General features: G+C 45.3%; 23 protein-coding genes and 1 other RNA gene. 7 read left to right on the top strand and 17 right to left on the bottom strand.

Annotated elements, in window-relative coordinates; all coding sequences use genetic code 11:
* Positions 1-37: 37 nt before the first annotated feature.
* From mraY to rsmI, 8 genes are all read right to left on the bottom strand, one after another.
* On the bottom strand, positions 38-1,120 hold the full coding sequence (gene mraY, locus AB6E08_RS07610) for a phospho-N-acetylmuramoyl-pentapeptide-transferase (protein ID WP_009848954.1): 1,083 nt from the start codon (positions 1,118-1,120) through the stop codon (positions 38-40).
* On the bottom strand, positions 1,117-2,490 hold the full coding sequence (gene murF, locus AB6E08_RS07605; protein WP_372063938.1) for a UDP-N-acetylmuramoyl-tripeptide--D-alanyl-D-alanine ligase: 1,374 nt from the start codon (positions 2,488-2,490) through the stop codon (positions 1,117-1,119). Before murF ends, mraY begins: the two co-directional genes overlap by 4 nt.
* Positions 2,490-3,974, bottom strand: coding sequence for a UDP-N-acetylmuramoyl-L-alanyl-D-glutamate--2,6-diaminopimelate ligase (gene murE, locus AB6E08_RS07600; RefSeq protein WP_372063940.1), 1,485 nt, complete (start codon positions 3,972-3,974; stop codon positions 2,490-2,492). Before murE ends, murF begins: the two co-directional genes overlap by 1 nt.
* 18 nt (positions 3,975-3,992) lie before the next feature.
* On the bottom strand, positions 3,993-5,750 hold the full coding sequence (locus tag AB6E08_RS07595) for a penicillin-binding transpeptidase domain-containing protein (protein ID WP_372063942.1): 1,758 nt from the start codon (positions 5,748-5,750) through the stop codon (positions 3,993-3,995).
* Positions 5,747-6,064, bottom strand: a complete 318-nt coding sequence (gene ftsL, locus AB6E08_RS07590; protein ID WP_009848950.1) for a cell division protein FtsL — start codon at positions 6,062-6,064, stop codon at positions 5,747-5,749. The genes AB6E08_RS07595 and ftsL overlap by 4 nt, the downstream gene beginning before the upstream one ends.
* A 3-nt stretch (positions 6,065-6,067) precedes the next feature.
* Entirely contained in the window at positions 6,068-7,018 is a 951-nt protein-coding gene (gene rsmH, locus AB6E08_RS07585; protein ID WP_009848949.1) for a 16S rRNA (cytosine(1402)-N(4))-methyltransferase RsmH, read from the bottom strand.
* Positions 7,019-7,246: 228 nt separating this feature from the next.
* Positions 7,247-7,686: RNase P RNA component class A (rnpB, locus tag AB6E08_RS07580), an RNA gene on the bottom strand.
* A 195-nt stretch (positions 7,687-7,881) separates the two neighbouring features.
* Positions 7,882-8,748: a 16S rRNA (cytidine(1402)-2'-O)-methyltransferase gene (gene rsmI / locus AB6E08_RS07575; RefSeq protein ID WP_009848948.1), complete on the bottom strand. Its 867-nt coding sequence runs from the start codon at positions 8,746-8,748 to the stop codon at positions 7,882-7,884.
* A gap of 61 nt (positions 8,749-8,809) precedes the next feature.
* Between rsmI and AB6E08_RS07570 the strand changes: the two genes are divergently transcribed.
* The 4 genes from AB6E08_RS07570 to AB6E08_RS07555 are packed head-to-tail and all read left to right on the top strand — an operon-like array spanning position 8,810 to position 12,227.
* Positions 8,810-10,627: a penicillin-binding protein activator gene (locus AB6E08_RS07570; RefSeq protein WP_372063945.1), complete on the top strand. Its 1,818-nt coding sequence runs from the start codon at positions 8,810-8,812 to the stop codon at positions 10,625-10,627.
* Positions 10,614-11,012 carry a YraN family protein gene (locus AB6E08_RS07565; RefSeq protein ID WP_135382847.1) on the top strand — a complete coding sequence of 133 codons (399 nt, stop codon included), beginning with the start codon at positions 10,614-10,616 and terminating at the stop codon, positions 11,010-11,012. Before AB6E08_RS07570 ends, AB6E08_RS07565 begins: the two co-directional genes overlap by 14 nt.
* Before the next feature lie 2 nt (positions 11,013-11,014).
* Entirely contained in the window at positions 11,015-11,605 is a 591-nt protein-coding gene (locus AB6E08_RS07560) for a phosphoheptose isomerase (protein ID WP_004729817.1), read from the top strand.
* 16 nt (positions 11,606-11,621) lie between these two features.
* Positions 11,622-12,227, top strand: a complete 606-nt coding sequence (locus AB6E08_RS07555; RefSeq protein WP_017098300.1) for a BON domain-containing protein — start codon at positions 11,622-11,624, stop codon at positions 12,225-12,227.
* A gap of 154 nt (positions 12,228-12,381) precedes the next feature.
* Here the strand turns inward: AB6E08_RS07555 and sspB are convergent, their stop codons facing one another.
* The 8 genes from sspB to zapE all read right to left on the bottom strand — a co-directional run bounded on the left by sspB (position 12,382) and on the right by zapE (position 18,721).
* Positions 12,382-12,861 (bottom strand): ClpXP protease specificity-enhancing factor, encoded by a 480-nt coding sequence (sspB, locus tag AB6E08_RS07550; RefSeq protein ID WP_372063947.1) that lies wholly within the window; start codon positions 12,859-12,861, stop codon positions 12,382-12,384.
* A gap of 21 nt (positions 12,862-12,882) precedes the next feature.
* Complete coding sequence (sspA, locus tag AB6E08_RS07545; RefSeq protein ID WP_009848943.1) at positions 12,883-13,518, bottom strand: stringent starvation protein SspA; 636 nt, start codon at positions 13,516-13,518, stop codon at positions 12,883-12,885.
* A gap of 97 nt (positions 13,519-13,615) precedes the next feature.
* Complete coding sequence (locus tag AB6E08_RS07540) at positions 13,616-14,353, bottom strand: cytochrome c1 (protein WP_009848942.1); 738 nt, start codon at positions 14,351-14,353, stop codon at positions 13,616-13,618.
* Positions 14,350-15,615 carry a cytochrome bc complex cytochrome b subunit gene (locus tag AB6E08_RS07535; RefSeq protein ID WP_009848941.1) on the bottom strand — a complete coding sequence of 422 codons (1,266 nt, stop codon included), beginning with the start codon at positions 15,613-15,615 and terminating at the stop codon, positions 14,350-14,352. The genes AB6E08_RS07540 and AB6E08_RS07535 overlap by 4 nt, the downstream gene beginning before the upstream one ends.
* Entirely contained in the window at positions 15,615-16,205 is a 591-nt protein-coding gene (gene petA, locus AB6E08_RS07530; protein ID WP_010434692.1) for a ubiquinol-cytochrome c reductase iron-sulfur subunit, read from the bottom strand. The genes AB6E08_RS07535 and petA overlap by 1 nt, the downstream gene beginning before the upstream one ends.
* A gap of 330 nt (positions 16,206-16,535) precedes the next feature.
* A complete protein-coding gene (gene rpsI, locus AB6E08_RS07525; protein ID WP_004740758.1) occupies positions 16,536-16,928 on the bottom strand; it encodes a 30S ribosomal protein S9 in 393 nt (130 codons plus the stop codon).
* A gap of 13 nt (positions 16,929-16,941) precedes the next feature.
* Complete coding sequence (rplM, locus tag AB6E08_RS07520; protein ID WP_010434689.1) at positions 16,942-17,370, bottom strand: 50S ribosomal protein L13; 429 nt, start codon at positions 17,368-17,370, stop codon at positions 16,942-16,944.
* A gap of 247 nt (positions 17,371-17,617) precedes the next feature.
* Positions 17,618-18,721, bottom strand: coding sequence for a cell division protein ZapE (gene zapE, locus AB6E08_RS07515; protein ID WP_017102961.1), 1,104 nt, complete (start codon positions 18,719-18,721; stop codon positions 17,618-17,620).
* 219 nt (positions 18,722-18,940) lie between these two features.
* Between zapE and zapG the strand changes: the two genes are divergently transcribed.
* The 3 genes from zapG (at position 18,941) to degS (ending at position 22,101) form a co-directional block, all read left to right on the top strand.
* On the top strand, positions 18,941-19,396 hold the full coding sequence (gene zapG, locus AB6E08_RS07510; protein WP_009848969.1) for a Z-ring associated protein ZapG: 456 nt from the start codon (positions 18,941-18,943) through the stop codon (positions 19,394-19,396).
* 126 nt (positions 19,397-19,522) lie between these two features.
* The gene (locus tag AB6E08_RS07505; protein ID WP_009848968.1) at positions 19,523-20,878 is read left to right on the top strand and encodes a DegQ family serine endoprotease; all 1,356 of its coding nucleotides are present in this window, start codon (positions 19,523-19,525) and stop codon (positions 20,876-20,878) included.
* A gap of 158 nt (positions 20,879-21,036) precedes the next feature.
* Positions 21,037-22,101 (top strand): outer membrane-stress sensor serine endopeptidase DegS, encoded by a 1,065-nt coding sequence (degS, locus tag AB6E08_RS07500; protein WP_009848967.1) that lies wholly within the window; start codon positions 21,037-21,039, stop codon positions 22,099-22,101.
* Positions 22,102-22,238: 137 nt separating this feature from the next.
* Here degS and parC read toward each other — a convergent pair whose 3' ends face one another.
* Positions 22,239-24,497, bottom strand: coding sequence for a DNA topoisomerase IV subunit A (parC, locus tag AB6E08_RS07495; protein ID WP_009848966.1), 2,259 nt, complete (start codon positions 24,495-24,497; stop codon positions 22,239-22,241).
* Positions 24,498-24,500: the final 3 nt, after the last annotated feature.

Below are 24,500 nucleotides of genomic sequence, written 5' to 3'. Positions count from 1 at the left end.
GTTTTAAAGAGCCTCTCATTAAGAGGCTCAGATAGGATTAACGAACTTTCAGCGTTGCTAAGCCAACCAGTACTAATACCATTGAGATGATCCAAAAACGCACGATGACACGTGGCTCCGGCCAACCTTTCAGTTCATAGTGGTGGTGAATTGGTGCCATGCGGAAAATACGCTGACCGCGCAATTTGTAAGAGCCAACTTGCAGTATCACTGACAAGGTCTCCATTACAAACACACCGCCCATGATAACCAATACCAACTCTTGGCGAACTAACACAGCGATCACACCCAGAGCACCACCAAGCGCTAGTGAGCCAACATCGCCCATGAATACTTGTGCAGGATAAGTGTTGAACCATAGAAAACCAAGTCCAGCACCTACGATAGCAGTACATACCACAACCAGCTCGGAGGTGTATGGGATGTATGGAATGTGTAAGTATGACGCAAAGTTAACGTTACCGGTCGCCCAAGCAATTACAGCAAAACCAGCCGCAACCATAACCGTTGGCATAATGGCCAAGCCGTCTAGGCCGTCTGTTAGGTTTACCGCGTTACTGGTTCCCACAATAACAAAGTAAGTTAGTACGATATACAGTAAACCAAGTTGTGGCATCACATCTTTAAAGAAAGGAACAACCAATTGAGTTGCTGCAGTATCGTGCCCGTGAGCATACAGAGCAAACGCCACGACTAACGCAATTGCTGATTGCCAGAAGTACTTCCAGCGAGCGATCAAACCATCGGTGTTCTTACGAACGACTTTACGGTAGTCATCAACAAAGCCAACCGCGCCATAACCAGCAAGTACAACTAATACAGCCCAAACATAAGGATTCGAGAGATCAGCCCACATCAATACCGTAATAATGATCGCAGCAAGGATCATCACACCGCCCATGGTTGGCGTGCCACGTTTGCTGAAATGAGATTCAGGGCCGTCATTACGAACAACTTGGCCAATTTGTAGCATTTGCAGACGCTCAATTAAACGAGGTCCCATCCACAGTGACAGACATAACGCCGTCAAAATACTCGCGATTGCACGAAACGATAAGTATTCGAACAAACGGAAAAAAGAAAAGTGTGGCTGTAGTAGCTCTGCAAGCCAAATTATCATGAAAAGTTCTCCTTTAAAGCAGCGGCTATTTTACTCATTCCTGCACTATTCGCGCCTTTTACCAATAAGGTATGTGACACGCTTTCTGGCAAGCTTAGGTGCTGCTCTATGTGCGCGATCATCGCTTGATGCGTTGTAAAGTGGGTACCATTACAGACCTCACTAATCACCTTGGTATCATCACCGTAAGTAAGTACATGCTCAAAAGCGAATGGGGCAGCATATTCACCGACTTGACGGTGAAGTGCAAGGCTTTCATCGCCTAATTCAGCCATATTACCTAAAATTAACCAACGTTGACCTTTGAAGCTCGAGAGTAGCTTCGCTGCCGCCTTCATTGCTGGCACGCTGGCGTTGTAACTGTCATCTATGAGTTTGATATTCTGACTTAATTGTTGAACCTCAACTCGCCCTTTGACAGAGATCAGATTCGCTAAACCATTTTTCACCTCATCAAGCGAGGCTCCAAATTGGATGCTCAACGCTGCAGCTGCTAATGCATTCGCTACGTTATGTTGACCGATGATACCAAGCTCAACAAATATGGACCCTTGAGGTGTCTGCATATCAAAGCACGCTTCACCTTGCTCATTGATGCAAATATTCTTGGCAAAATAATCCGCCTTGCTGTCGCTTTCTGAAAATGTCAGCACGCTTTTATCTGCAAGCACGTCATTCCAAAAGTCACCACCGTTGCTCTCTAGATTAACAATAGCAGTATCATCAACAGCAAGCCCCTGAAAGATTTCACCTTTCGCTTGTTTCACACCATTGATAGACCCAAAGCCTTCTAAGTGCGCTGCAGCTACGTTATTAACTAACGCCACCTGTGGTTTCACAAGCTGCGTGGTATAGGCAATTTCACCAATGTGGTTCGCGCCCAGTTCTATCACGGCATAGTCGTCATTTGCTTCACTGCGCAGCAAGGTTAATGGCACTCCAATATCATTATTGAAGTTACCTGCGGTAAACAACACCTTGCCACGTTGCTGCAGAATGCTTGCCACCATCTCTTTAACCGTCGTTTTACCACAACTGCCTGTAATCGCCATGGTTGGCACGTTACACTGTTTGTGGATCCAAGCACTTAGCTGACCTAAAGCAAGTTTAGTGTCTTCAACAACCACCTGAGTAATATTTAGGTCAAGTTTTCGTTCGACTAACAACGCGCTCGTATTAGCCTCTACCGCTTGATGACAAAAGTCATGCGCATCAAAGCGTTCGCCAACAAGAGCAACAAACAGTGCGCCCTCTTCAACGGTTCGAGTGTCAGTAGAAACCGCATTAATAACACTATTGCTCGACTTGCCAGCCTCAATCAGCTGACCGCTCACCGCTGAACAAATCTGCTCGAGTGATACATCAATCATTATGAAATACCTAAAAGTTGTAGCGCAGACTCTCGATCTGAGTAATGGATCGTTTCGTCTTTCAATACTTGGTAATCCTCATGGCCTTTACCAGCCAAAAGAATAATGTCATTACAGCCGGCCTGTTCTAGGGCAAACTTAACCGCTTGATAGCGATCGTGCTCGACGAATGCAGATTCTGGTTCGCTTAAGCCAGCTAGCATGTCTTTAACAATCAGTGCAGGATCTTCGCTGCGAGGGTTGTCATCTGAAATAATAATTTTGTCGGCGAACTGCTCTGCCGTTACCGCCATCATTGGGCGCTTACCTGTGTCGCGATCGCCACCACAGCCGAAGATAGCCCACAGCTTTCCTGAGCAGTGTACACGCAGTGCAGCCAATGCTTTTTCTAGAGCATCTGGCGTGTGCGCGTAATCGACAACGACTTTTGCTTTGCTCGGAACTTGAAACAGTTCCATACGACCAATAACAGGTTGAAGCTGAGGCGCGGTGTCGACCAAGGTTTGCTTGTCGATGCCCAATGAAAGCAAAGTCGCGAAAGCAACCAGTACGTTTGATGCGTTGAACTGACCAATCAATGGAACCGAAAGATCACCTTGCCCCCAGGTACCATCGAAAGAGAGCTTAATCCCAGTTTCTGCATAGGCGACATCAGATGCCCATACCGATTGTTGATAGCCCGTTAGCGGTGACAGCGAAACGGCTATGGCATTGGACAAATCTGACATCCACGCTTTGCCGACTTCATCATCCACATTGATCACTGCATGTTTGCATTTGTGTTGAGTAAACAGGCTTTTCTTAGCCAATGCGTACTCTTCCATCGTGCCGTGGTAATCAAGGTGATCACGACTCAGGTTAGTGAACACACCAACCTCAAAATCCAACGCTTTTACTCGGCCTTGAACCAAACCATGAGAAGAGATTTCCATCGCGGTATAAACTGCACTTTCCTCAGCCAACTCGCTCAGTGTGCGTTGTATTTCAATCGCGCTGCCTGTGGTATTAGCCGCTGTTTTTAGGTTATCTAAGAAGCCATTACCCGTGGTGCCCATTACCGCCGAACGCTGGCCGACCAAATCAAGCCACTGAACAATCAATTGGGTGATGGTGGTTTTGCCATTGGTACCGGTAACACCAATCAACTTAGTCGCTTGAGAAGAATAAACTCGGCCAGCCAGTTCAGAGAGAATTGAATTTAGCTCAGATACATAAACAACAGGAACAGCATTTAACCACTCAACCAAGCCATGAGTTTTGTCATCACTCGCTTGTGCAATGACAGCTTTCGCACCTTGAGCGACGGCTTTGTCGATAAAGCGACGACCATCAATGGCATGTCCAACAATGGCAACAAAAATATCGCCTTCCTTGATTGCACGGCTATCCAACTCCAATTGCTCAACAGCAATCGCATCTAGCTCAAGTGAACTAAAGTCCCCCCAAGGAGAAAGTAAAGATGACAGCGTGAGGCTATTACTCATATTGAATCCTGATTGGCTCTATTCTTGAAACTTGTTTTCATCAGCAGGGACATTGAGTATTTGCAGTGCACCCTTCATGATTTCAGAAAAGACGGGGGCAGCAACTGAACCACCATAGTAAAGGTCACCTTGCGGCTCATTGACTACGACAACCAGAGCTACTCTTGGATCGCTGACTGGAGCAAAACCCGACGTTATAGCAATATACTCATCACTATAGCCACCCGCAGCGGCTTTACGAGATGTACCCGTTTTTGCCGCAACTCGATAACCCGGAACAGCGGCTCTGGTTGCAGTTCCGCCCTTTTGAGTCACGCCTTCTAACATTTGCAATACCATCTCTGCATTTTCACGTTTGATGATCTGCTTTGAGAAGTCTTGGTCGTTGCTTTTAATGATATGAATCGGTTCATACATGCCTTTGTTGGCTAACGTTGCGTAAGCATGAGCCAACTGAAGCGGGGTCACAGATAAGCCATAACCAAACGATAGCGTCGCGATTTCGAACTTGGACCAACGGCGACGGTTAGGGAAAATACCACTCGTTTCACCCACAAGATTTAGCCCAGACATTTCGCCTAAACCAACCGAACTGTACATACCAAGTAACGCTTCAAGTGGCATATCAAGCGCCAATTTCGCAACGCCGATGTTACTTGATTTTTTAAGGATCAAGGCTAAATCAGCCTTGCCCACTTTAGAGGTATCACGTACTCGGCTACCTCCAATTTGCATGATGCCATTACCCGTATCAATAATAGATTTCGCATCAGCTGTACCATTTTCTAATGCGGCGAGCACCACAAAAGGTTTCACTGTTGAGCCGGGCTCCATAGCATCGGTCAGCACGCGGTTTCGCATTTTAAAGCTTTGTAAATCAGAGCGGTTGTTCGGGTTGTAAGACGGTGCATTGACCATGGCTAACACAGCGCCCGTTTTCACATCGAGTAATACTGCAGAGCCTGAGGTCGCTTTATGATCGGCCACCGCTTGCTTAATCGCTCGATAGGCTATCGCCTGCAGTCGTTGATCGATGGTGAGTTCTAGTGGTTTGCCTTCTTCGCGTTCTTCTAACGCAATGTTTTCGACAACGCGTCCGTAGCGGTCTTTACGAATCGTTCGCTTGCCTGCTTCGCCCGTAAGCCATTTATCGTAACTGCGTTCAACCCCTTCCAGGCCGTGCCCATCAATTCCGGTCACACCGATAAGGTGTGCACTGACTTCACCAGCAGGGTAGTAACGTCGAGATTCCGCTTTTAGGCCCACACCCACCAGCTTAAGTTCACGGATATACTTAGCCATCGCAGGGCTAACTTGTCTTTGTAGATAAATAAATCGACGGGATTTATTGCTAGAGATCTTATCGATCATCGATTGTCGCTGTAGGCCAAGTACATCGGCTAACGCATACCAACGATCAATCTCGGCCATGCCATTTTTATCGAAAATCGTTTTTGGGTCGGCCCATACAGCTTCAACGGGAACACTCACAGCAAGCGGCTCGCCATTGCGGTCAGAGATAATACCGCGAGCAGAAGGAATAGCCTTAACACGCACTGAGCGAAGATCGCCCTGACGAATTAAGTTATCGGGTTCAATGATTTGGATGTAAGCCACACGGCCAACGAGTGCAGCAAAGGCTAGAAACACGAAAGCAATAACAACGTTGAAACGCCATTTAATAAGAATTGGATCCAAATCCTTTTCGCTCTTCACTCGCTCTTTCGTTGATTCATTAACGGTTTTTGCGGGTGTTTTTTCCTTTTTACCGGTCATTTCAGTGTGATCACAACTTCTTTGTCGGAGTCTGGACGTTTCATGTCTAGCTCTCTTTTTGCCGATGCTTGAACGCGGCTGTGTTCTGCTAGCGCCGTCTCTTCAAGCATTAAATTTCGCCACTCATCATCAAGTTGTTCCCGCTCCACCAATGCCATGTCTTTTTGCGTAATCGCCTGACGTGATACATGTGTCGTAAGAACGACCCCCATCGCACTCGCAAAGATGCAGATAAGAAGCCCCAATGGGACTTTGCCCACGGAGATCAAATCAAAAAAGATTATCTTGGCTAAGTTGGGTTTGGAGGTCTTCATTGACTATAGCTTTTCTGCGATTCGTAGTACTGAACTACGCGAACGAGTATTCTCATCCACTTCATCTTTAGAAGGCTTAATTGCTTTACCAATTGGTTTCAGATCGGCACTGCCTAGCGCTTTGATCTGCTCTTCAGTTAGTGGCAGGCCATGTGGTACTTGCGGTCCTTGGCTCTCTTTACGGATAAAGCGCTTCACCATACGGTCTTCAAGCGAGTGGAAACTGATAACAGAGATACGACCTTGAGGAGCTAGAATGCTTGCCGCGCCTTTCAGTGCTGTATCGATCTCTTCTAGTTCACTGTTAATGTAGATACGGAATGCTTGGAAAGCACGTGTTGCTGGGTGTTTTTTCTCTTTGAAGCTTTTTGGAGCGACATCAGAGATAAGCTTAGCCAACTGGCCAGTGCGCGTTAGCGGTTCGTTCTCTTCATTCTCTTGATAAGCAATGATGCCTTTCGCGATACGACGAGCGTGTTTGTCTTCACCGAACTCACGAATAACCCATGTGATGTCATCAAGATCCGCTTCAACTAACCACTGAGAAACAGGAATCCCCGTTGTTGGGTCCATACGCATATCAAGCGGGCCATCTTTCATAAAACTAAAGCCACGCTCAGCGTCATCTAGCTGTGGTGAAGAGACACCTAAATCCAGCAATACGCCATCCACTTGACCGACTAAGTCATAACGCTCTGCATATTCAGCCATACCTGAGAACGGGCCATGAATAATCGTAAAACGAGGGTCATCAATCTTTTGTGCTTCGGCAATCGCTTGTGGATCGCGGTCGATACTAAAGAGTCTTCCATTCTCGCCCAGTTTAGACAGGATTGTACGGCTGTGACCACCACGGCCAAAAGTACCATCGATATAGGTACCGTCAGGTTTGATCGCAAGTCCGTCAATAGATTCGTTAAGCAATACTGAAATATGTTTGAATGCTTCTGTCATAGTCTTCTCAGTGAATGGATTGAGCCATTAGTTCGGCAATAATATGTTCTATTAACGTTTTAGTTTACTGATTTCACGCCGTATCTCCACCATATTGTGTATAGGCTTTGGGAATTTTTGACCCAAGCTCATATCAAGATGATGGATTCTAAGGAAATCTAAATAATTAACGTCAATATAAAGCAAAAAACCCATCACTACCGTTAAGTAATGATGGGTTCTTTATATAGGTGGAGTTGACACATACGCCGGGTTCTGTTCCGCTTGCGCGGCGGTAACCATTCGTCTAGGCCTGCAATCGCTCACAGGCTCAAGCAATCTACCCGCCCCCATACGCGAGCAGCGCAATGCGAGGGCCTATTTGATCTTGCTCCGGGTGGAGTTTACCTTGCTACGAACTGTTGCCAGTCGCACGGTGCGCTCTTACCGCACCCTTTCAGCCTTACCTGTGCCTCTTCCGAAGAAATGAGGCCATCGGCGGTCTTCTCTCTGCTGCACTTGTCGTGGGCTCGCGCCCCCCAGACGTTATCTGGCACCCTGCTCTATGGAGCCCGGACGTTCCTCCCCTCTACCAGTCTCCCGAAGGACTTCAACGTCAGTTTCCCGAAGGACCTCAACGTCAGTCTCCCGAAGGACATCAGCAAAGCAGCGATTACCCGTTCAACTCCGAGGGCGGATTGTATAGAGATTAGTGTGCAGTGTCTAGCGAGATCACAAATATGCTGCAAACCATTAAGCAAGTGCACGAATTTCACACAATCCAAGCACAAAAAAAGGAGCGACGGTATTACCATCACTCCTCACAAGCTTTTCAATACAGGTTAGCTACTCTATAAATAGGTATCTAGTCTATAAAGAGCTATCTAGTTGTCTAGATGCTCTAAGCCCCATTTGTATAAAGCGTTCTTTTTCAGATTGTAGATTTCTGCCGTCATCGCCGCTGCTTTTTTAAGTGGCAGTTCTTTGGTTAGAATACCCAGCGTGCGAGTCGCTTCGTCTGGCAACTCTGTGCTCGCTTCTTCACGGTGACCGTGAATTAACAATACCATCTCACCGCGTTTACGGTTTGCGTCTTCTTCAATCCACTCAATAAGTTCACCAAGTGGCAGACCTTGGATGGTTTCGAAGGTTTTGGTTAGCTCACGCGCCAACACAACCTCACGATCTGGGCCTAAGATCTCTAGCATGTCTTGTAGAGAATCAGTAATACGGTGCGGAGATTCGTAGAAGATACACGTGCGTTCTGCTTTTGCGATCTCTAAGAACTTGTCTTTACGACCTTTGCTCTTTGGCGGTAAGAAACCTTCAAAGCTGAAACGATCAGACGGCAAACCAGACGCACTTAGTGCGGTAATCACAGCACAAGCACCAGGAAGTGGCACAACTCTCACACCCGCTTGACGACATTGTGAGACAAGATGGTAACCTGGATCACTGATTAAAGGAGTACCCGCATCAGAGACTAATGCGATAGACTGACCTTCTAATAACCTTTCGACTAGAACTTGTGCTTTAGTTTGTTCATTATGATCATGTAAAGCGAACGTTCTGGTTGATATATTGAAGTGAGCAAGCAGCTTACCCGTGTGGCGTGTGTCTTCGGCTGCAATAACATCGACACTTGATAAAATTTCAATTGCTCTTTGAGTGATATCTCCCAAATTTCCGATTGGGGTTGGCACAATATAGAGAGTTGGGCTCTCTGTGAGCAAGGTTTTGTTATCTGTCATTTGTTTACCATCACTTCAACGATTAATATAGATACAAATTTATACGGAATTTAAAGAACTCATGGCAACGATGAACCATAAGAGACTCAGTGTACCACGCTTACTCACTCCAATTGCATTAGCAATTACATTGGCGGCTTGTTCTTCAGGTCCTCAAACACCAACGAGCGTAGATATTACACTAGATCCAGTGCAATCAACTGAAAGTTACATGATGCAGGCGGATAGTAGCAAAGGAAGTCTACAAAACGACTGGTTAATCATGGCGCTTAAGGCTTCTGTGCAAGCTGGAAAAACCGATCAAGCAACTCTGCTGATCAAACGCTTAGCAAAACAAGAGCTGAGCGAAACGCAGCAAGCGGAATGGCAATTATCGCGCGCTCAACTGTTAGTGAACAACTCGCAGCCGGAGCAAGCTTATAGCCAACTGAACTTCCAGCCTTGGTGGAAACTTCCGAACGAGCAGTGGAAAGATTATCACGAGCTACGCGCGAACATTTCTGAAATGCAAAGCGAGTATTTTGAGGCGAGCCGTGAGTTAGTCCTTTATTCTGAATATCTGGACGCTAGCGACGAAAGCCAACAGCAAACGGCCGACCGTATTTGGCAGAACCTGAATAGCTACTCTCAATACGAGATTCTAGAACTGAAAACATCGCCGACAGAAGATGTGCTTTCAGGTTGGTTGCAACTGGCTATCTACATGAAGACGCTGAATTCGAACCTTCCAAACCTACAGGAAACCCTGGCTGATTGGTTAGCTGAGAACCCTCGTCACCCAGCAGCGCTTTATACACCTCAAGCGATCACCGACATCTTGGCACTAGAGATCAGCAAACCAACCAGCACTGCGCTGCTGCTGCCGCTAACAGGTAAGTACGGTAAGCAAGCACAACTTGTGCGTGATGGTTTCATCTTTGCGATGATGAATGACAAAGAGCGTGAAGAAGATGCAACGTTGACCGTAATGGATACCAACGTACAAAGTGCCGCTGAAATTAAAGCGAAACTGGAAGAGAATAACGTTGATTTCATCGTTGGCCCTCTGATTAAGAGCAATATCACCAAGCTTCAACAAGCGCAGAAAAACCACGAAAACTCGATTCCAGCATTAGCTCTTAATATTCCAACTCAGCTAGAACCAGATACTAATATTTGTTATCTCGCTTTATCGCCAGAACAAGAAGTCGCTCAGGCTGCGAAACACCTTTTTGCACAAGGCTATAAGTACCCACTTATTCTTGCACCCAAAGGACGCTTAGGTGACCGCGTTAAGCAAGCATTTAACAAAGAGTGGCAGAAATACAGCAACAACGACGTTGCAATCAGCTTCTTCTCTGACAAACGCCAACTGCAGCGTAATGTGAATCAGATTTTCGGTTTACAAGAGAGCCAACAACGTATCGCTCAAATGGATGGGCTACTTAACTTAGACCTAGAAACAGAGCCACGTAGTCGTCGTGATATCGATTCTGTCTACATTGTCGCTAAGAACTCAGAGCTAACACTCATCAAACCCTTCATTGAAGTTGCAATTAACCCTGATGCTAGCCAACCTGCACTGTTTTCAAACTCACGCAGCAACAGCGGTGACAAGCAATATGAAGACCTAACGGGTGTCTTCTACAGCGATATCCCGCTATTAGTCGAGAACAAAAACGAGCTTAACAAAGCGCTTAATGACCTATGGCCTTCACACTCGAACAGCCAAAAGCGTCTACAAGCTCTAGGAATGGATGCATACTATCTAATGGATGCACTACCACAGATGAAAGCCGTACAAGATTACAGCATTACAGGTGAAACCGGCGTATTAACCATCGACAACAACTGTGTTGTTCAACGTGAAATCAGCTGGGCAGAGCATGGGGCTTTTTAGCCGTAAGTTCCTATCCAAGCCATCAATCACCCACAAACAAGTGGGTGATAAATACGAAGCCGTGGCAAAAAATTATTTAGTTCGCCACGGTTTATCGTTAATTGAAGAAAACTTCATAGCAAAATGTGGCGAGATTGATCTTATAATGCGCCATAACAAAACAGTTGTGTTTGCTGAGGTAAAATACCGCAAGCAAACACGCTACGGACATGCCGCTGAAATGGTGACAGCCAAAAAGTCACAAAAGCTACTCAAAACAGCCAATGTTTGGCTTATGCAGCAAGGCTTGTCGGTACACTCTACAGATTACAGGTTTGATATCATTGCCATCGAAGGGCCGAATGACACTATCGACTGGATTCAAAACGCGATTACCCAAGGATAAACATGCTAGACAGCATCAAAGAAAGTTTTACAGAAAGTATTCAAATCCAAATTGCGGCGGCAGAAGCTCTGCCAGACGCAATCACGCATGCCGCTCAAGCAATGGTTGCAACCCTGCTTAACGGAAACAAGATTCTTTGTTGTGGTAACGGTGGTTCGGCATCGAATGCTCAGCAATTTGTCTCTTGCCTACTTAATCGCTTTGAAACCGAGCGCCCTAGTCTTCCAGCAATGGCTCTCACTGCTGATAACACCACACTAACGGCTGTGGCAAACGACTACCACTATGAAGAGATCTTCTCTAAGCAGGTACGTGCGTTTGGTCAAACTGGTGATATTTTACTGGCTATATCTACTAGTGGTAACAGTAAAAACATCATCAAAGCAATGGAAGCTGCGGTAACACGTGATATGACAATCATCGCCTTTACTGGTAAAGATGGTGGTGAAATGGCTGGCCTGCTTGGTGAGCACGATGTAGAAATTCGTATTCCCTCACACCGTACAGCACGTATCCACGAAGTACACATGGTGACACTACACTGCTTATGTGACCTAATCGATCAAGTACTCTTCCCAGCTCACGAAGAGTGATATACGGAGCATCACGATGAAATCATTAACTTCTATGAAGCTGCTTAAGCTGATTAGTGTTTCGCTACTTACACTGTCGTTATCTGGTTGTGCTGGTCTTTTCATTGCTGGTGCAGCAACTACTGCAAATCTAGTCACAGATACACGAACCACCAAAGAGATTTGGAGCGACAACAATATCGAATTTGAAGTTGCAGCTATGACAAATAAACCGCCATTTCGCGGCAATGTCAGTATCACAGCAAGCTCTTACCGTGGTTCAGTAGTTCTGATGGGGCAAGCAACGACAGATGCTGAACGTCGTGCTTTTGAAAGCCAAGCTAAAGCAGTAACGGGAGTTGAAAGTATACACAACCAGATCCGAGTGAAAGAGCCACTGTCTGTTAGTGCTATCAGCAAAGACAGTTGGATTACCACTAAAGTGAAGTCTGCCCTACTTGCCAAGTCTGAACTTAACGGTATCAAAGTCAAAGTCATTACTGAAGATTCAGAAGTATTTCTGCTTGGATTAGTTTCTCGAGAACACGCTGATATCGCGACAGAAGTTGCGCGTAATATCTCTGGTGTGAAGCAGGTGATTCGAGCGTTTGAATATGGTGAAGATGACAATTCGGTAAACTAACACCCTCTGAATTTACTTAGCCAACTTAGCTGGTTGGTTGGCTGGTAAAGCCTAACGAAATGAATCAGATCAATAAAAGCCAGTAAGCACAAAAAGAAAAAGCAGCGATAAATCGCTGCTTTTTTTTGTATTTGGAGTTATTTAAAAAATAACGCTATTTGATAACACGAAGACTTGGGCGACCTTTCGCTGGACGAGATGGCTCAAGTTCTGAGTCAGACTCTTCAGCATCTAGATCTGCTGTTGCAACACTCAAAGATGGGCCTTTTTCTGGTTCTTCAAAAGGACTTTCTTCAATTCCTTCTTCAAACGCTTCCATGTAAGCCTCTTCAGGTTCAAACATGGTACCAGCACCATTCTCACGAGCATAAATAGCCTGCACTGCGTATAGCGGAACGATCACAGAGTGTGGACGACCACTAAAGCGAGCACTAAACGTCACAGCTTCGTTACCCAGTTCAAGTTGTCCAACCGCACGAGGCGCGATGTTCAGAATGATCTGACCATCTTGAACAAACTCGTCTGGAACTCTCACACCCGGCAATGTTGCTTCAACAACCAAGTGTGGAGTCAGTTCGTTATCAACCAGCCATTCATAAAATGCACGAAGCATGTATGGTCGGCGTGGAGTCATATTTGAAATATCCATAAACGCTTAGCGAACGAGTCGCATCTCACGCTCAGCTTCCGTTAGAGAAGCTAGGAATGAATCACGTTCGAATACGCGGTTCATGTAAATCTTAAGTTCTTTAGAACCAGGACCAATCAGTTCGATACCAAGCTCAGGTAAACGCCATAGTAGCGGAGCTAGGTAACAATCAATTAGGCTAAACTCTTCGCTCATGAAGTATTCATACTCAGCGAAGATAGGAGCAAGAGTTAGTAGGTCGTTGCGTAATTTCACGCGAGCTGCTTCAGATTCTTCAGCATTGCCTTTAACGATCTTCTCTGCAACTGAATACCAGTTACGCTCAATTCGGTACATCATTAGACGACTGTTACCACGAGCAACCGGGTATACAGGCATCAATGGTGGATGAGGGAAACGCTCATCTAGGTATTCCATGATGATCTTAGAGTCATATAGAGCAAGCTCACGATCAACAAGAGTAGGTACTGATTTGTACGGGTTCAGTTCAACAAGCTCTGCTGGTAGATTTTTTTCATCAACCAACTCAACTTCAACACTTACGCCTTTTTCAGCAAGAACAATGCGCACCTGATGGCTATACATATCAGAAGCACTTGAGAAAAGAGTCATTACAGAACGTTTATTGGCAGCTACAGCCATGGAGCCCTCCAGTACACTTTAAATAAAAACAATGGAGGCCTAAAGCCTCCATTGAACATTAACATAATTTGGGAATTAGCACGGTATTATAGCACAATTAGTGCACATCACGCCAATACTCTTTCTTCAGCAAAATCACGATGATAGTGAAGATTACTAAGAAGGCCATTACCCACCAACCCATAGCATGACGCTCAAGTTGAACAGGGTCGCCCGAGTAAACCAAAAAGTTAACGAGGTCACGAACTGCTTCGTCATATTCTCCAGCACTCAATTCGCCAGAACCATCCGTTTCAGTACCAACAACAACCTTAACTTCCTCACCATCGACCATGTGAGTATCGTAGATTGGCGTTGGGATACCTTGTAGCTCTTCAAGAACATGCGGCATACCAACACTTGGGAAAACCAGGTTGTTCACACCAAATGGACGAGACGGATCTTCATAGAAAGTACGAAGGTACGTGTATAGCCAATCTGCGCCACGAACACGAGCAACCAATGTTAGATCTGGTGGCGGAGCACCAAACCAACTAGCAGCTTGCTCAGAAGGCATAGCGTTAACCATCAAGCTACCAATTTTCACTTCAGGATCGAAGATCAGGTTTTCCTTCATTAGGTCTAAAGGAATCTCCAAATCATTCGCAACACGTTCATAACGTTGGTACTGCGTTGAGTGACAAGCGAAACAGTAGTTCATGAACATCTTAGCGCCATTTTGCAATGAAGCTTTGTCTGTTAAATCATTGTTTGCTTTGTCTAATGGTACGCCTGCACCCGCTGCCATCGCTAGTGACGGCAACATAGCAAATAAAATTACAATCCACTTTTTCATTTGAATGTCACCCTTTCTGGTAATGGTTTCGTCGCTTCATTTTTACTGTAGAACCACAGCAGAACGAAGAACATGAAGTAACCTAAGCTAAAGATTTGAGCTAATAGCGTGTATGTAGGCGTTGCTGGAAGCGCACCAAGTACACCAAGCGCAATAAAGCTTATTGTGAATTGGATGATGTTAATCAAATGCAGTTTGCTACGGTAACGGTAAGAACGCACTTTACAACGGTCGAACCATGGCAGTAGGAATAGCACAACAATTGAAGCGCCCATTGCAACTACACCTAACAGCTTATCTGGAACAGCACGAAGTACAGCGTAGAACGGCGTGAAGTACCAAACTGGAGCAATATGCTCAGGTGTTTTCAGCGGGTTTGCAGCTTCAAAGTTAGGCGGCTCAAGGAAGTACCCACCCATTTCTGGGTTAAAGAACAGCACGTAACAGAACAAGAATAGGAAACCAGCAACACCAACCATATCTTTTACCGTCCCGTATGGGTGGAAAGGAATAGAGTCAATGATGTCGTATTTCTTAGTGTAATCCTTGTGGAATGGGAACTGAGTTTTGTAGTCGTCGCCCATTGTGCCTTTAGGAAGCTTAGTTTCGATACCGTCTGGGTTGTTCGAACCCACTTCGTGCAGCGCCAGTACGTGAAGTACGATAAGCAGCAGAAGTACAATTGGCAGAGCAATAACGTGCAGTGCGAAGAAACGGTTTAGCGTTGCACCAGAGATGATGTAGTCACCACGGATCCAAAGCGTTAGGTCATCACCTATAACAGGGATCGCACCAAACAGAGAAATGATTACCTGAGCACCCCAGTAAGACATTTGACCCCATGGTAGTAGGTAGCCCATGAAAGCCTCAGCCATAAGCACTAAGAAGATCAACATACCGAAGATCCAAAGTAACTCACGAGGCTTTTGGTAAGAACCGTAGATTAGACCACGGAACATATGCAGGTAGATCACAACGAAGAATGCCGATGCACCTGTTGAGTGCATGTAACGCAGTAGCCAACCGTATTCCACATCACGCATGATGTATTCAACAGAAGCAAATGCACCCTCACCAGACGGTACATAGTTCATCGTCAGCCAAATACCCGTAAGGATTTGGTTAACCAGTACTAACATTGCTAAAGAACCAAAAAGGTACCAAAAGTTAAAGTTCTTAGGCATTGGGTATTCAGATAAATGCTTCTTGTAAGCATTCATCGCGGGTAGACGTTTCTCTACCCAATCAAGCAATCCTTGCATTACGCGTCTCCCTCGTCCACACCGATCATGATCTTAGTGTCACTCAAATACATATGCTTTGGTACAACAAGATTCAATGGAGCAGGTACGCCTTGGAATACTCGACCTGCCATATCAAACTTCGAACCATGGCAAGGACAGAAGAAACCAGACTTAACACCCTGAACTTGTTCTGCAAAAGAATCTGGCAGGTAAGTTGGAGAACAACCTAAGTGCGTACAGAAACCAACAGCAACGAAGAATTCCGGCTTAATTGAACGAAACTCGTTCTGCGCGTATTCTGGTTGTTGTTCAGCTTCAGATTGAGGGTCACGAAGTTGACCACCGATCGCTTTTAGATTCTCTAGCACCGATTCAGCACGGCGTACAACCCATACAGGCTTACCTTGCCACTCGACACGAACCATTTGTCCTGGCTCTAACTTACTGACTTCCACTTCCACCGGTGCGCCTGCAGCTTTCGCCTTGGCACTCGGGTTCCATGATTTAATAAAAGGCACGGCTACAGCAGCTGCTCCTAAACCACCAACAACGGCTGTTGTTGCGGTTAAGAAACGCCTGCGACCGTTATTTAAAGGCGCGTTGCTCATCCAAACATTCTCCCATTTGCTCCTTATGGATTGAAATAATTCCGAATAAAGAGCATGGCTAACAAAATATGTATTTAGTTCTATTTATTGACGGCAAATGATAAATAAAACCCTACTTTTTGACAAGATAAAGCTACCTTTTTGTAACAATCATGAGGCAAAGCGCACATTGGGTTACAAAAGCTTTCAAAATATAAGAATTTGGAAATAAAACGAGGGAGGGAAAGCGTTTAGAGGGGGCATAAAAACAAAAAGCCCGGCATATAGCCGAGCTTTGAACCACAATTCCAGTCGAAAAACTGGGAGCGTGTACTTTTTCGTAAAGAAAAATTAACGCTTAGAGAATTGAGGTTTACGACGTGCTTTACGTAGACCAACTTTCTTACGTTCAACGCAACGAGCGTCACGCGTAACATAGCCAGCTGCACGTAGAGCAGGACGTAGAGTTTCATCGTATTCCATAAGAGCACGAGTGATACCGTGGCGGATTGCGCCAGCTTGACCAGAAATACCACCACCAGAAACAGTGATGTAAAGGTCAAGTTTCTCAGTTAGTTCAACTAGCTCAAGAGGTTGTTTAACAACCATACGAGAAGTTGGACGACCGAAGTAAACATCAAGGCTGCGCTTGTTGATTACGATCTCACCAGAGCCTGGTTTGATGAAAACACGAGCTGCTGAGCTTTTGCGACGACCAGTGCCGTAGTATTGATTCTCTGCCATTGTCTTAATCCCCTTAGATGTCTAGTACTTGTGGCTGTTGAGCAACATGGTTGTGCTCAGTACCAGCGTACACTTTAAGCTTACGGTACATCGCGCGGCCTAGTGGACCACGTGGAAGCATACCTTTAACTGCTAGTTCAAGAACCATTTCTGGTTTCTTAGCAATTAGCTTTTCAAAAGTGATAGTTTTAAGACCACCTGGGAACTCAGAGTGACGGTAGTAAACCTTACCCTTAGCTTTGTTACCAGTTACAGCAACTTTCTCAGCGTTAACAACGATGATGTAATCACCAGTGTCTACGTGAGGAGTGTATTCTGCTTTGTGCTTGCCGCGTAGGCGAGAAGCGATTTCACTTGCTAGACGGCCAAGAGTTTTGCCTTCAGCGTCTACAACATACCAGTCGCGTTTTACAGTTTCTGGTTTAGCAACGAAAGTTTTCATGCTAATAATTACCTATTTAAAAAATTTACACTTAAGGAATACTCGCGTATTCCCACTGTCTAAGAGTTACCATTCATCACCCCTTCGAGTGTTGGAAAACTCTTGGCATAACGTGATTTTACTCATCGCTAGAGGCCCGCAGTAACGGTAGGTCGCAGGATTATAGAGAAGAGCGAAGAAAAAATCACCTCTTTTTGAACAAAATCACGATTTTTTTAATTCTCTTTCTTATTCGAGATAATCAAAGCTAACTTAAGTGTTCTTTTGCCAAATACTCATGGCTCTGCATTTCAATTAAACGCGACTGACAACGTTTAAACTCAAACTCTAGTTGACCATGGGTGTATAGTTTTTCTAGCTCCACTTCCGCTGAAATAATCAGTTTCACATTGCGCTCATAGAACTCATCAACTAACGCAATAAAGCGTCTAGCAGCGTCATCGGAAGTCGCGCCCATTTGCAACACATCAGCCAATAGAACCGTGTGATAAACCCGAGACAACTCAATATAATCGTTCTGGCTACGAGCCGACTGACAAAGCTGAGCAAAAGTACCATGCAGCACGCCATCACTCGCTTCGACTACATCTAATTGACGGTGATTAACCTCTATCTGCTTAAGCTTCTCTTTATCTTCACCAACAAGCTGCGCGTAATATGTTTCGAGGTTAATGTTCGCTTGGCTATCCAGTGGGTAATGGTAGATCTCAGCCTGCTCTAAGGTTCTCAGACGATAATCAATTCCGCTATCAACATTAAGAATATGACAGTTATCTTGAATGAGCTTAATAGCGGGTAAGAAACGCGCTCGCTGTAACCCGTTGCGATACAGATCCGCAGGTGGAATATTAGAGGTCGCAACCAAGATAACGTTTCGAGCGAATAACTCTTGGAACAAAGTTCCTAAGATCATGGCATCGGTAATGTCTGAAACAAAGAATTCATCAAAACAAATAATATCCGCTTCTTCTTTCAACTTATCTGCCACTAAAGGCAACGGGTCGCTAACATTACCTAGCGCCCTTAGCTCATCATGGACTCGATACATAAAGCGGTGAAAGTGAACGCGCATTTTTTTTGTGGTCGGTAAGGCATCGTAGAACGTATCCATTAAATAGGTTTTACCGCGCCCGACGCCGCCCCAAAAATAGAGGCCTTTTGGTGGCAGTGGCAGTTCTGGCTTTTTGCCCATTAACTTTTGGAATCGAGTCAGTTGAGGAATAGGGGCATTCATGTAATCTTGGAATTGATGAAAGAGTTCATCTAAAGATTTAACGGCTTGCTCTTGTGCTGGATCTCTTTGAAATCCATGTTCTTTTATATCTTGTTCGTATTTTTTAATGGGATTCATGACGACATTTCCACAATGAAAGCGATATCAGACAGCAAATAAAAATGAGCCCAAACAGTATGAGACATGTCGCTATGCGGTGAATAATGCAGCATCAAACTGCTAACTAGCGCACACGCATTTCTCTTTATACTGCGGCTTTCTCATAGTACCATGGAGCTGTATCACGTGTAACTAAGCAGTAACAAACATGTTAAAAAACAATAATAAGGAGCTGTTATGCCTTGGATGTATGCCGTTGCCGGTTTACTAGTCGGAGTTATTTTAGGGGTCGCTATTTCTCGTCTCATGACACCTGAATACAAAAAACAAAAGAACGTACAGAAAGAATTAGATAGCGCAAAGTTTGCCCTGGAACAGCAGCGACAAGAGCTAGCTGACCACTTTGCGAAATCAGCAGAAATGTTGGACACCTTAGGTAAGGACTATACAAAGCTTTACCAACACATGGAAAAAACAAGCTCAGAGCTACTCCCTAACCTGCCAGAGCAAGACAACCCATTTGTGAAAACAGCCGCTGCTCATTCGGATAAGCCACAAGATAAGTCTTCAGTTAAAGAGTCGACGCTTGAAGAACAACCGAAAGATTACGCTAATGGCGCAACCGGTTTATTTACCGAGCAGAAGAAAGAAATCATGGATGCTCCCGATGTCGTTACAGCAAAAGCATCGTAAACATTTAACACTTCTGTGAACTTTACAAAGGTTTTTGAGTCATACCTTTCACTCAGGTCATTTGAAACTTCTCATACTTATTAAACGTATAAGAGGGTTAAGACCTTAACTAGAGAGGAGTTTATGATGAAAAAACCTTTGCTTGCTTTATCAGTACTGACTTTAAGCTTAAGTTCAATCATCACCCCCATTCAAGCTACAGCCGCACTTCCATTAAGTGTGGGTAATGAACAATTACCAAGCCTTGCTCCTATGCTTGAACAAGTAACCCCCGCTGTGGTTAGTATTGCCGTAGAAGGCAAACAGGTACAACGTCAGCAAATCCCTGAACAATTTCAATTCTTTTTTGGTCCAGAACAAACACGAGAACGCCCATTCCGCGGGCTAGGTTCTGGTGTGATCATTGATGCCAAGAAAGGCCATATTGTCACCAATTACCATGTCATCAATGGTGCCGACGATATCAAAGTAAAACTGCATGATGGTCGAGAGTACGATGCAGAGCTCATCGGCGGCGACCAGATGTCTGATATCGCGCTATTAAAACTCGAAACAGCCAAAAACCTTACCCAGATAAAAGTCGCAGATTCCGACAAATTGAGAGTCGGCGATTTCAGTGTGGCTATCGGCAACCCATTTGGGCTTGGTCAAACCGTAACATCCGGTATCGTTTCAGCGTTAGGACGTAGCGGTCTCAATCTAGAGAACTTCGAAAACTTCATTCAAACCGATGCCGCGATTAACAGTGGTAACTCTGGAGGTGCGTTAGTGAATCTTAACGGTGAACTGATTGGTATCAACACGGCCATCCTAGGACCTAACGGCGGCAATGTCGGTATCGGCTTTGCCATTCCATCCAATATGATGACAAACCTGACTGAACAGATTCTCGATTTCGGTGAAGTAAAACGTGGCATGCTTGGTGTCCAAGGTGGAGAGGTCACCTCGGAATTGGCTGAAGCGCTTGGTTATGAGTCCAGCAAAGGTGCTTTTGTTAGCCAAATTGTACCCGACAGTGCTGCAGACAAAGCCGGATTGAAAGCGGGCGATGTCATTATCTCCATTAACGGTAAGCGTATTGATACTTTTAGTGAGTTAAGAGCCAAAGTAGCCACCCTAGGTGCAGGTAAACAGATCGAGTTAGGCGTGGTGCGTGACGGTAAGAATAAGACCTTTGACGTCACGCTGGGTGAATCCACAAATAGTAAGACACAAGCTGAAAAGCTCCATGAAGGACTTGCCGGTGCAGAGCTCACCAACACAACCGACAGCGATTCAGCGACAGGCGTCAAGGTATCAAGTGTCGCTCAAGGTTCGCCAGCAGAAGCTTATCAGCTTCTTAAAGATGACATCATCATCGGGGTAAACCGACAACCAGTTAAGAACCTTGCTGAATTTAGAAAGATTCTTGAAAAACAACCTGGCGTATTGGCACTTAATATCCAGCGAGACGATAGGACTATCTATCTAGTTATTCGATAGCCATACGTCAGCGTAATTACAGGGGGGCTCGGTAAGTTTGCTTTAAACTTACTCAGTCTCCCTTTTCTTTAGATCAATCAAAATGCTATGCTTCACTGATAATCAAGTCAGTCATCCATTGACGGATGCTTCATACCTTACTTGTTGAAGAGGGAAACATGCTGTCCTTTCTATTTCGTTCTATTTCCCTTGGACTCGTTTCAGCGGCGCTTATTCTTCTCGCATTCCCGAGTTTAAGGCCGGCGATTGTTGCAGACGTCACGAACCCTCAAGTCGATAATATTGGCCCTCTTCAGATCTCATTTAACCAAGCGGTGCGACGAGCTGCACCCGCTGTGGTCAATATTTATAGTCGTAAATACGCAGAAAGCGATCGCAACAAGCTACTAACTCAAGGATTAGGTTCAGGGGTGATTGTTAGTGAGAAAGGCTACATCATTACCAACTTCCATGTTGTTGCTCAAGCTGACCAAATAGTCGTGGCACTTCAAGACGGACGAGTAGCGGCCGCACAACTTGTCGGCTCAGACAAACGCACCGATATTGCGATACTCCGAGTCAGCGGTGACAACTTACCTGTTATTCCACTGAACCCGAATTACAAAGCAAATGTCGGCGACGTGGTGCTGGCTATCGGTAACCCATACAACCTAGGGCAAACGACAACCTTTGGCATTATCTCTGCAACAGGTCGTTCTTCGATCAGTGCAGATGGTCACCAAGCCTTTATCCAGACTGATGCTGCAATCAATGAAGGTAACTCAGGTGGTGCACTGGTTAACTCACAAGGTGAGCTCGTCGGTATCAACACGGCTTCTTTCCAACAAGCTACCGACATGGAAACCTACGGGATCTCATTTGCAATCCCCTACTCACTTGCTAATAAAATCATGGAGAAGATCATCGCCGATGGTCGTGTCATTCGTGGTTATATTGGTATCGACGGACAAGACATCAATTCGGTGACATCACGCTTGCTCGGTACTAAGAACATCGGTGGTATTGTTGTCTTAGGCATTGACCCGAATGGTCCTGCAGCCGATGCCGGCTTTGAAGCACAAGATATCATTATCAGCATCAACAACACCCAAATTAGCGGACGACAGAGCGTAATGGACATTGTTACTGACCTTCGCCCGGGTACTATCATTGATGTTGGTGTATTGCGCAAAGGTGAAAACAAGACACTCAAGGTCACCATTACCGAAGACACACGCCTGTAGTCTTTATTTAGTTTGATTGCTAATAGCGAGTAACTCAAACCGCCAATTACAGAGACAAAAAGTATAGATACAAAAAACCCAGCTCTTAAGCTGGGTTTTCTTTTATCAATCAAAGCTAATGATAAACTCAATCAAAACTAGGCGTCACTAGGTTCATCGATATCGATGCGAGTCACACGCTGCAAACCTCTTGGGAGCAGACCACCACGACGACCACGCTCACCACGGAAGTTTTCAAGATCCGCAGGTTTCAAGCCAAGTTTACGTTTACCCGCGTAAATAGTCAGCGTTGCATTCTCTGGAATAGCCATCAGATGCGATACAAACTCTTCACGCTCTTTTGCTTTCGCAGAAGGGATGTTGATGATCTTGTTGCCTTTACCTTTGCTCAGCTGAGGTAGGTCTTTAATAGGGAACAACAACATACGGCCTTGGTTAGTAATCGCCAGAATCTGGTTACTGTCCAAGTCTGCAATAGGGCTTGGCAACATCACTTCAGAAGCTTGTGGCAAGTTAACTAACGCTTTACCGCTCTTGTTCTTAGACAGCAGATCGCTACCCTTACAAACAAAGCCATAACCAGCATCAGAACCGACTAACCATAGCTGTTCATTCTCTCCCATCACCACTTGGCGAATCGAAGAACCCGGACTGACGTTCAGGCGGCCTGTAATTGGCTCACCTTGGCTACGTGCCGACGGTAATGAATGAGATTCAAGGGAGTAGCTTCGGCCATCACTGCCAAGGAACACCGCTTGTTGGTTACTCTTACCCTTAGCACTCGCTAAGAACTTATCACCAGATTTGTAGTTCAAGCCTTCAGCATCAACTTCATGCCCTTTAGCATGACGAATCCAACCTTTCTCAGACAACACAACCGTGATTGGTTCGCTTGGTACTAAGTCGCGTTCTGTTAGCGCTTTCGCTTCAGCACGCTCAATCAGAGGTGAGCGACGATCATCGCCGTATTTATCTGCATCTGCTTGGATTTCTTTCTTGATCAACGTATTCAAGCGACGCTCTGAACCGAGTAGCTTTTCAAGCTTTTCGCGTTCAGCTTCAAGCTCTTCTTGTTCCGCTCGGATTTTAAACTCTTCTAACTTAGCTAAGTTACGAAGTTTAATATCAAGAATCGCATTGGCTTGAATTTCAGAAATGTTGAAACGGCTCATCAATACAGGACATGGTTCGTCTTCTGTACGAATGATTTCAATCACTTCATCGATATTAAGATAAGCAGCAAGCAAACCTTCTAAAATATGCAAACGTGCTAGTACTTTATCTAAACGGTACTGCAAACGACGGCGAACGGTCGTGCGACGGAACTCAATCCACTCTTTCAGAATTTGAACTAGGCCTTTAACTTGAGGACGATTGTCTAAACCAATCATGTTCAAGTTAACCCGGAAGTTTTTCTCTAGATCCGTCGAAGCGAATAGGTGACTCATCAATTGGTCACAGTCGATACGGTTTGAACGAGGAACGACAACGATGCGAGTTGGGTTCTCGTGATCCGATTCGTCACGCAAGTCGTCAACCATTGGCAGCTTCTTAGCGCGCATCTGGTTAGCAATTTGCTCAAGTAACTTCGCACCTGACACTTGATGAGGTAAAGCAGTGATAACAATATCAGAGCCTTCCTTGTGCCAAACCGCGCGCATCTTGATGCTGCCACGGCCTGTACGGTAGATCTTTTCGATGTCCGACTTCGGCGAAATAATCTCAGCCTCTGTCGGGTAATCAGGGCCTTGAATGAAACCCATCACATCTGGAAGTTCAGCTTTCGGCGTATCAATCAAGTGAATCGCTGCGTTCGCCACTTCACGGACATTGTGAGGCGGGATGTCCGTCGCCATACCTACCGCGATACCAGTAATACCGTTAAGTAAGATATGAGGTAGACGTGCTGGCAACATTTGAGGCTCTTTCATGGTGCCATCAAAGTTTGGTTGCCAATCAACGGTGCCTTGACCTAGTTCACCTAGAAGAACCTCAGCAAACTTAGATAATTTCGCTTCGGTATAACGCATCGCAGCGAACGATTTCGGGTCGTCCGGAGCACCCCAGTTACCTTGACCGTCTACCAATGGGTAGCGGTAAGAGAAAGGCTGCGCCATCAATACCATCGCTTCGTAACAAGCAGAGTCACCGTGTGGGTGATACTTACCTAATACGTCACCAACGGTACGTGCTGATTTTTTGTATTTCGATGCAGCTGATAAGCCCAGCTCAGACATCGCGTAGATAATACGACGCTGTACTGGCTTCAAGCCATCACCGATATACGGTAATGCACGATCCATGATCACGTACATTGAGTAATTTAAGTAGGCATCTTCGGTGAACTTGCGCATTGGCAGCTGTTCAACGCCATCATATGTAATTTCGTTAGACATCCA

It is taken from the genome of Vibrio sp. 10N.247.310.24 (genome assembly GCF_041467175.1).
Classification (GTDB): domain Bacteria; phylum Pseudomonadota; class Gammaproteobacteria; order Enterobacterales; family Vibrionaceae; genus Vibrio; species Vibrio tasmaniensis_A.
This window is presented reverse-complemented; position numbering and strand designations above follow the sequence as displayed.

Excerpts from the sequence above, each read along its gene's own strand:
- murF (WP_372063938.1), bottom strand. The coding sequence starts at position 2,490 with ATGATTGATGTATCACTCGAGCAGATTTGTTCAGCGGTGAGCGGTCAG.
- degS (WP_009848967.1), top strand. The coding sequence starts at position 21,037 with ATGCTGTCCTTTCTATTTCGTTCTATTTCCCTTGGACTCGTTTCAGCG.
- parC (WP_009848966.1), bottom strand. The coding sequence starts at position 24,497 with ATGTCTAACGAAATTACATATGATGGCGTTGAACAGCTGCCAATGCGC.
- rpsI (WP_004740758.1), bottom strand. The coding sequence starts at position 16,928 with ATGGCAGAGAATCAATACTACGGCACTGGTCGTCGCAAAAGCTCAGCA.
- zapE (WP_017102961.1), bottom strand. The coding sequence starts at position 18,721 with ATGAATCCCATTAAAAAATACGAACAAGATATAAAAGAACATGGATTT.
- rplM (WP_010434689.1), bottom strand. The coding sequence starts at position 17,370 with ATGAAAACTTTCGTTGCTAAACCAGAAACTGTAAAACGCGACTGGTAT.
- sspB (WP_372063947.1), bottom strand. The coding sequence starts at position 12,861 with ATGACTCCACGCCGACCATACATGCTTCGTGCATTTTATGAATGGCTG.
- ftsL (WP_009848950.1), bottom strand. The coding sequence starts at position 6,064 with ATGAAGACCTCCAAACCCAACTTAGCCAAGATAATCTTTTTTGATTTG.
- sspA (WP_009848943.1), bottom strand. The coding sequence starts at position 13,518 with ATGGCTGTAGCTGCCAATAAACGTTCTGTAATGACTCTTTTCTCAAGT.
- AB6E08_RS07535 (WP_009848941.1), bottom strand. The coding sequence starts at position 15,615 with ATGCAAGGATTGCTTGATTGGGTAGAGAAACGTCTACCCGCGATGAAT.
- mraY (WP_009848954.1), bottom strand. The coding sequence starts at position 1,120 with ATGATAATTTGGCTTGCAGAGCTACTACAGCCACACTTTTCTTTTTTC.
- rsmI (WP_009848948.1), bottom strand. The coding sequence starts at position 8,748 with ATGACAGATAACAAAACCTTGCTCACAGAGAGCCCAACTCTCTATATT.
- AB6E08_RS07570 (WP_372063945.1), top strand. The coding sequence starts at position 8,810 with ATGGCAACGATGAACCATAAGAGACTCAGTGTACCACGCTTACTCACT.
- AB6E08_RS07595 (WP_372063942.1), bottom strand. The coding sequence starts at position 5,750 with ATGACCGGTAAAAAGGAAAAAACACCCGCAAAAACCGTTAATGAATCA.
- zapG (WP_009848969.1), top strand. The coding sequence starts at position 18,941 with ATGCCTTGGATGTATGCCGTTGCCGGTTTACTAGTCGGAGTTATTTTA.
- AB6E08_RS07555 (WP_017098300.1), top strand. The coding sequence starts at position 11,622 with ATGAAATCATTAACTTCTATGAAGCTGCTTAAGCTGATTAGTGTTTCG.
- petA (WP_010434692.1), bottom strand. The coding sequence starts at position 16,205 with ATGAGCAACGCGCCTTTAAATAACGGTCGCAGGCGTTTCTTAACCGCA.
- AB6E08_RS07560 (WP_004729817.1), top strand. The coding sequence starts at position 11,015 with ATGCTAGACAGCATCAAAGAAAGTTTTACAGAAAGTATTCAAATCCAA.
- AB6E08_RS07505 (WP_009848968.1), top strand. The coding sequence starts at position 19,523 with ATGAAAAAACCTTTGCTTGCTTTATCAGTACTGACTTTAAGCTTAAGT.
- AB6E08_RS07565 (WP_135382847.1), top strand. The coding sequence starts at position 10,614 with ATGGGGCTTTTTAGCCGTAAGTTCCTATCCAAGCCATCAATCACCCAC.
- AB6E08_RS07540 (WP_009848942.1), bottom strand. The coding sequence starts at position 14,353 with ATGAAAAAGTGGATTGTAATTTTATTTGCTATGTTGCCGTCACTAGCG.
- murE (WP_372063940.1), bottom strand. The coding sequence starts at position 3,974 with ATGAGTAATAGCCTCACGCTGTCATCTTTACTTTCTCCTTGGGGGGAC.
- rsmH (WP_009848949.1), bottom strand. The coding sequence starts at position 7,018 with ATGACAGAAGCATTCAAACATATTTCAGTATTGCTTAACGAATCTATT.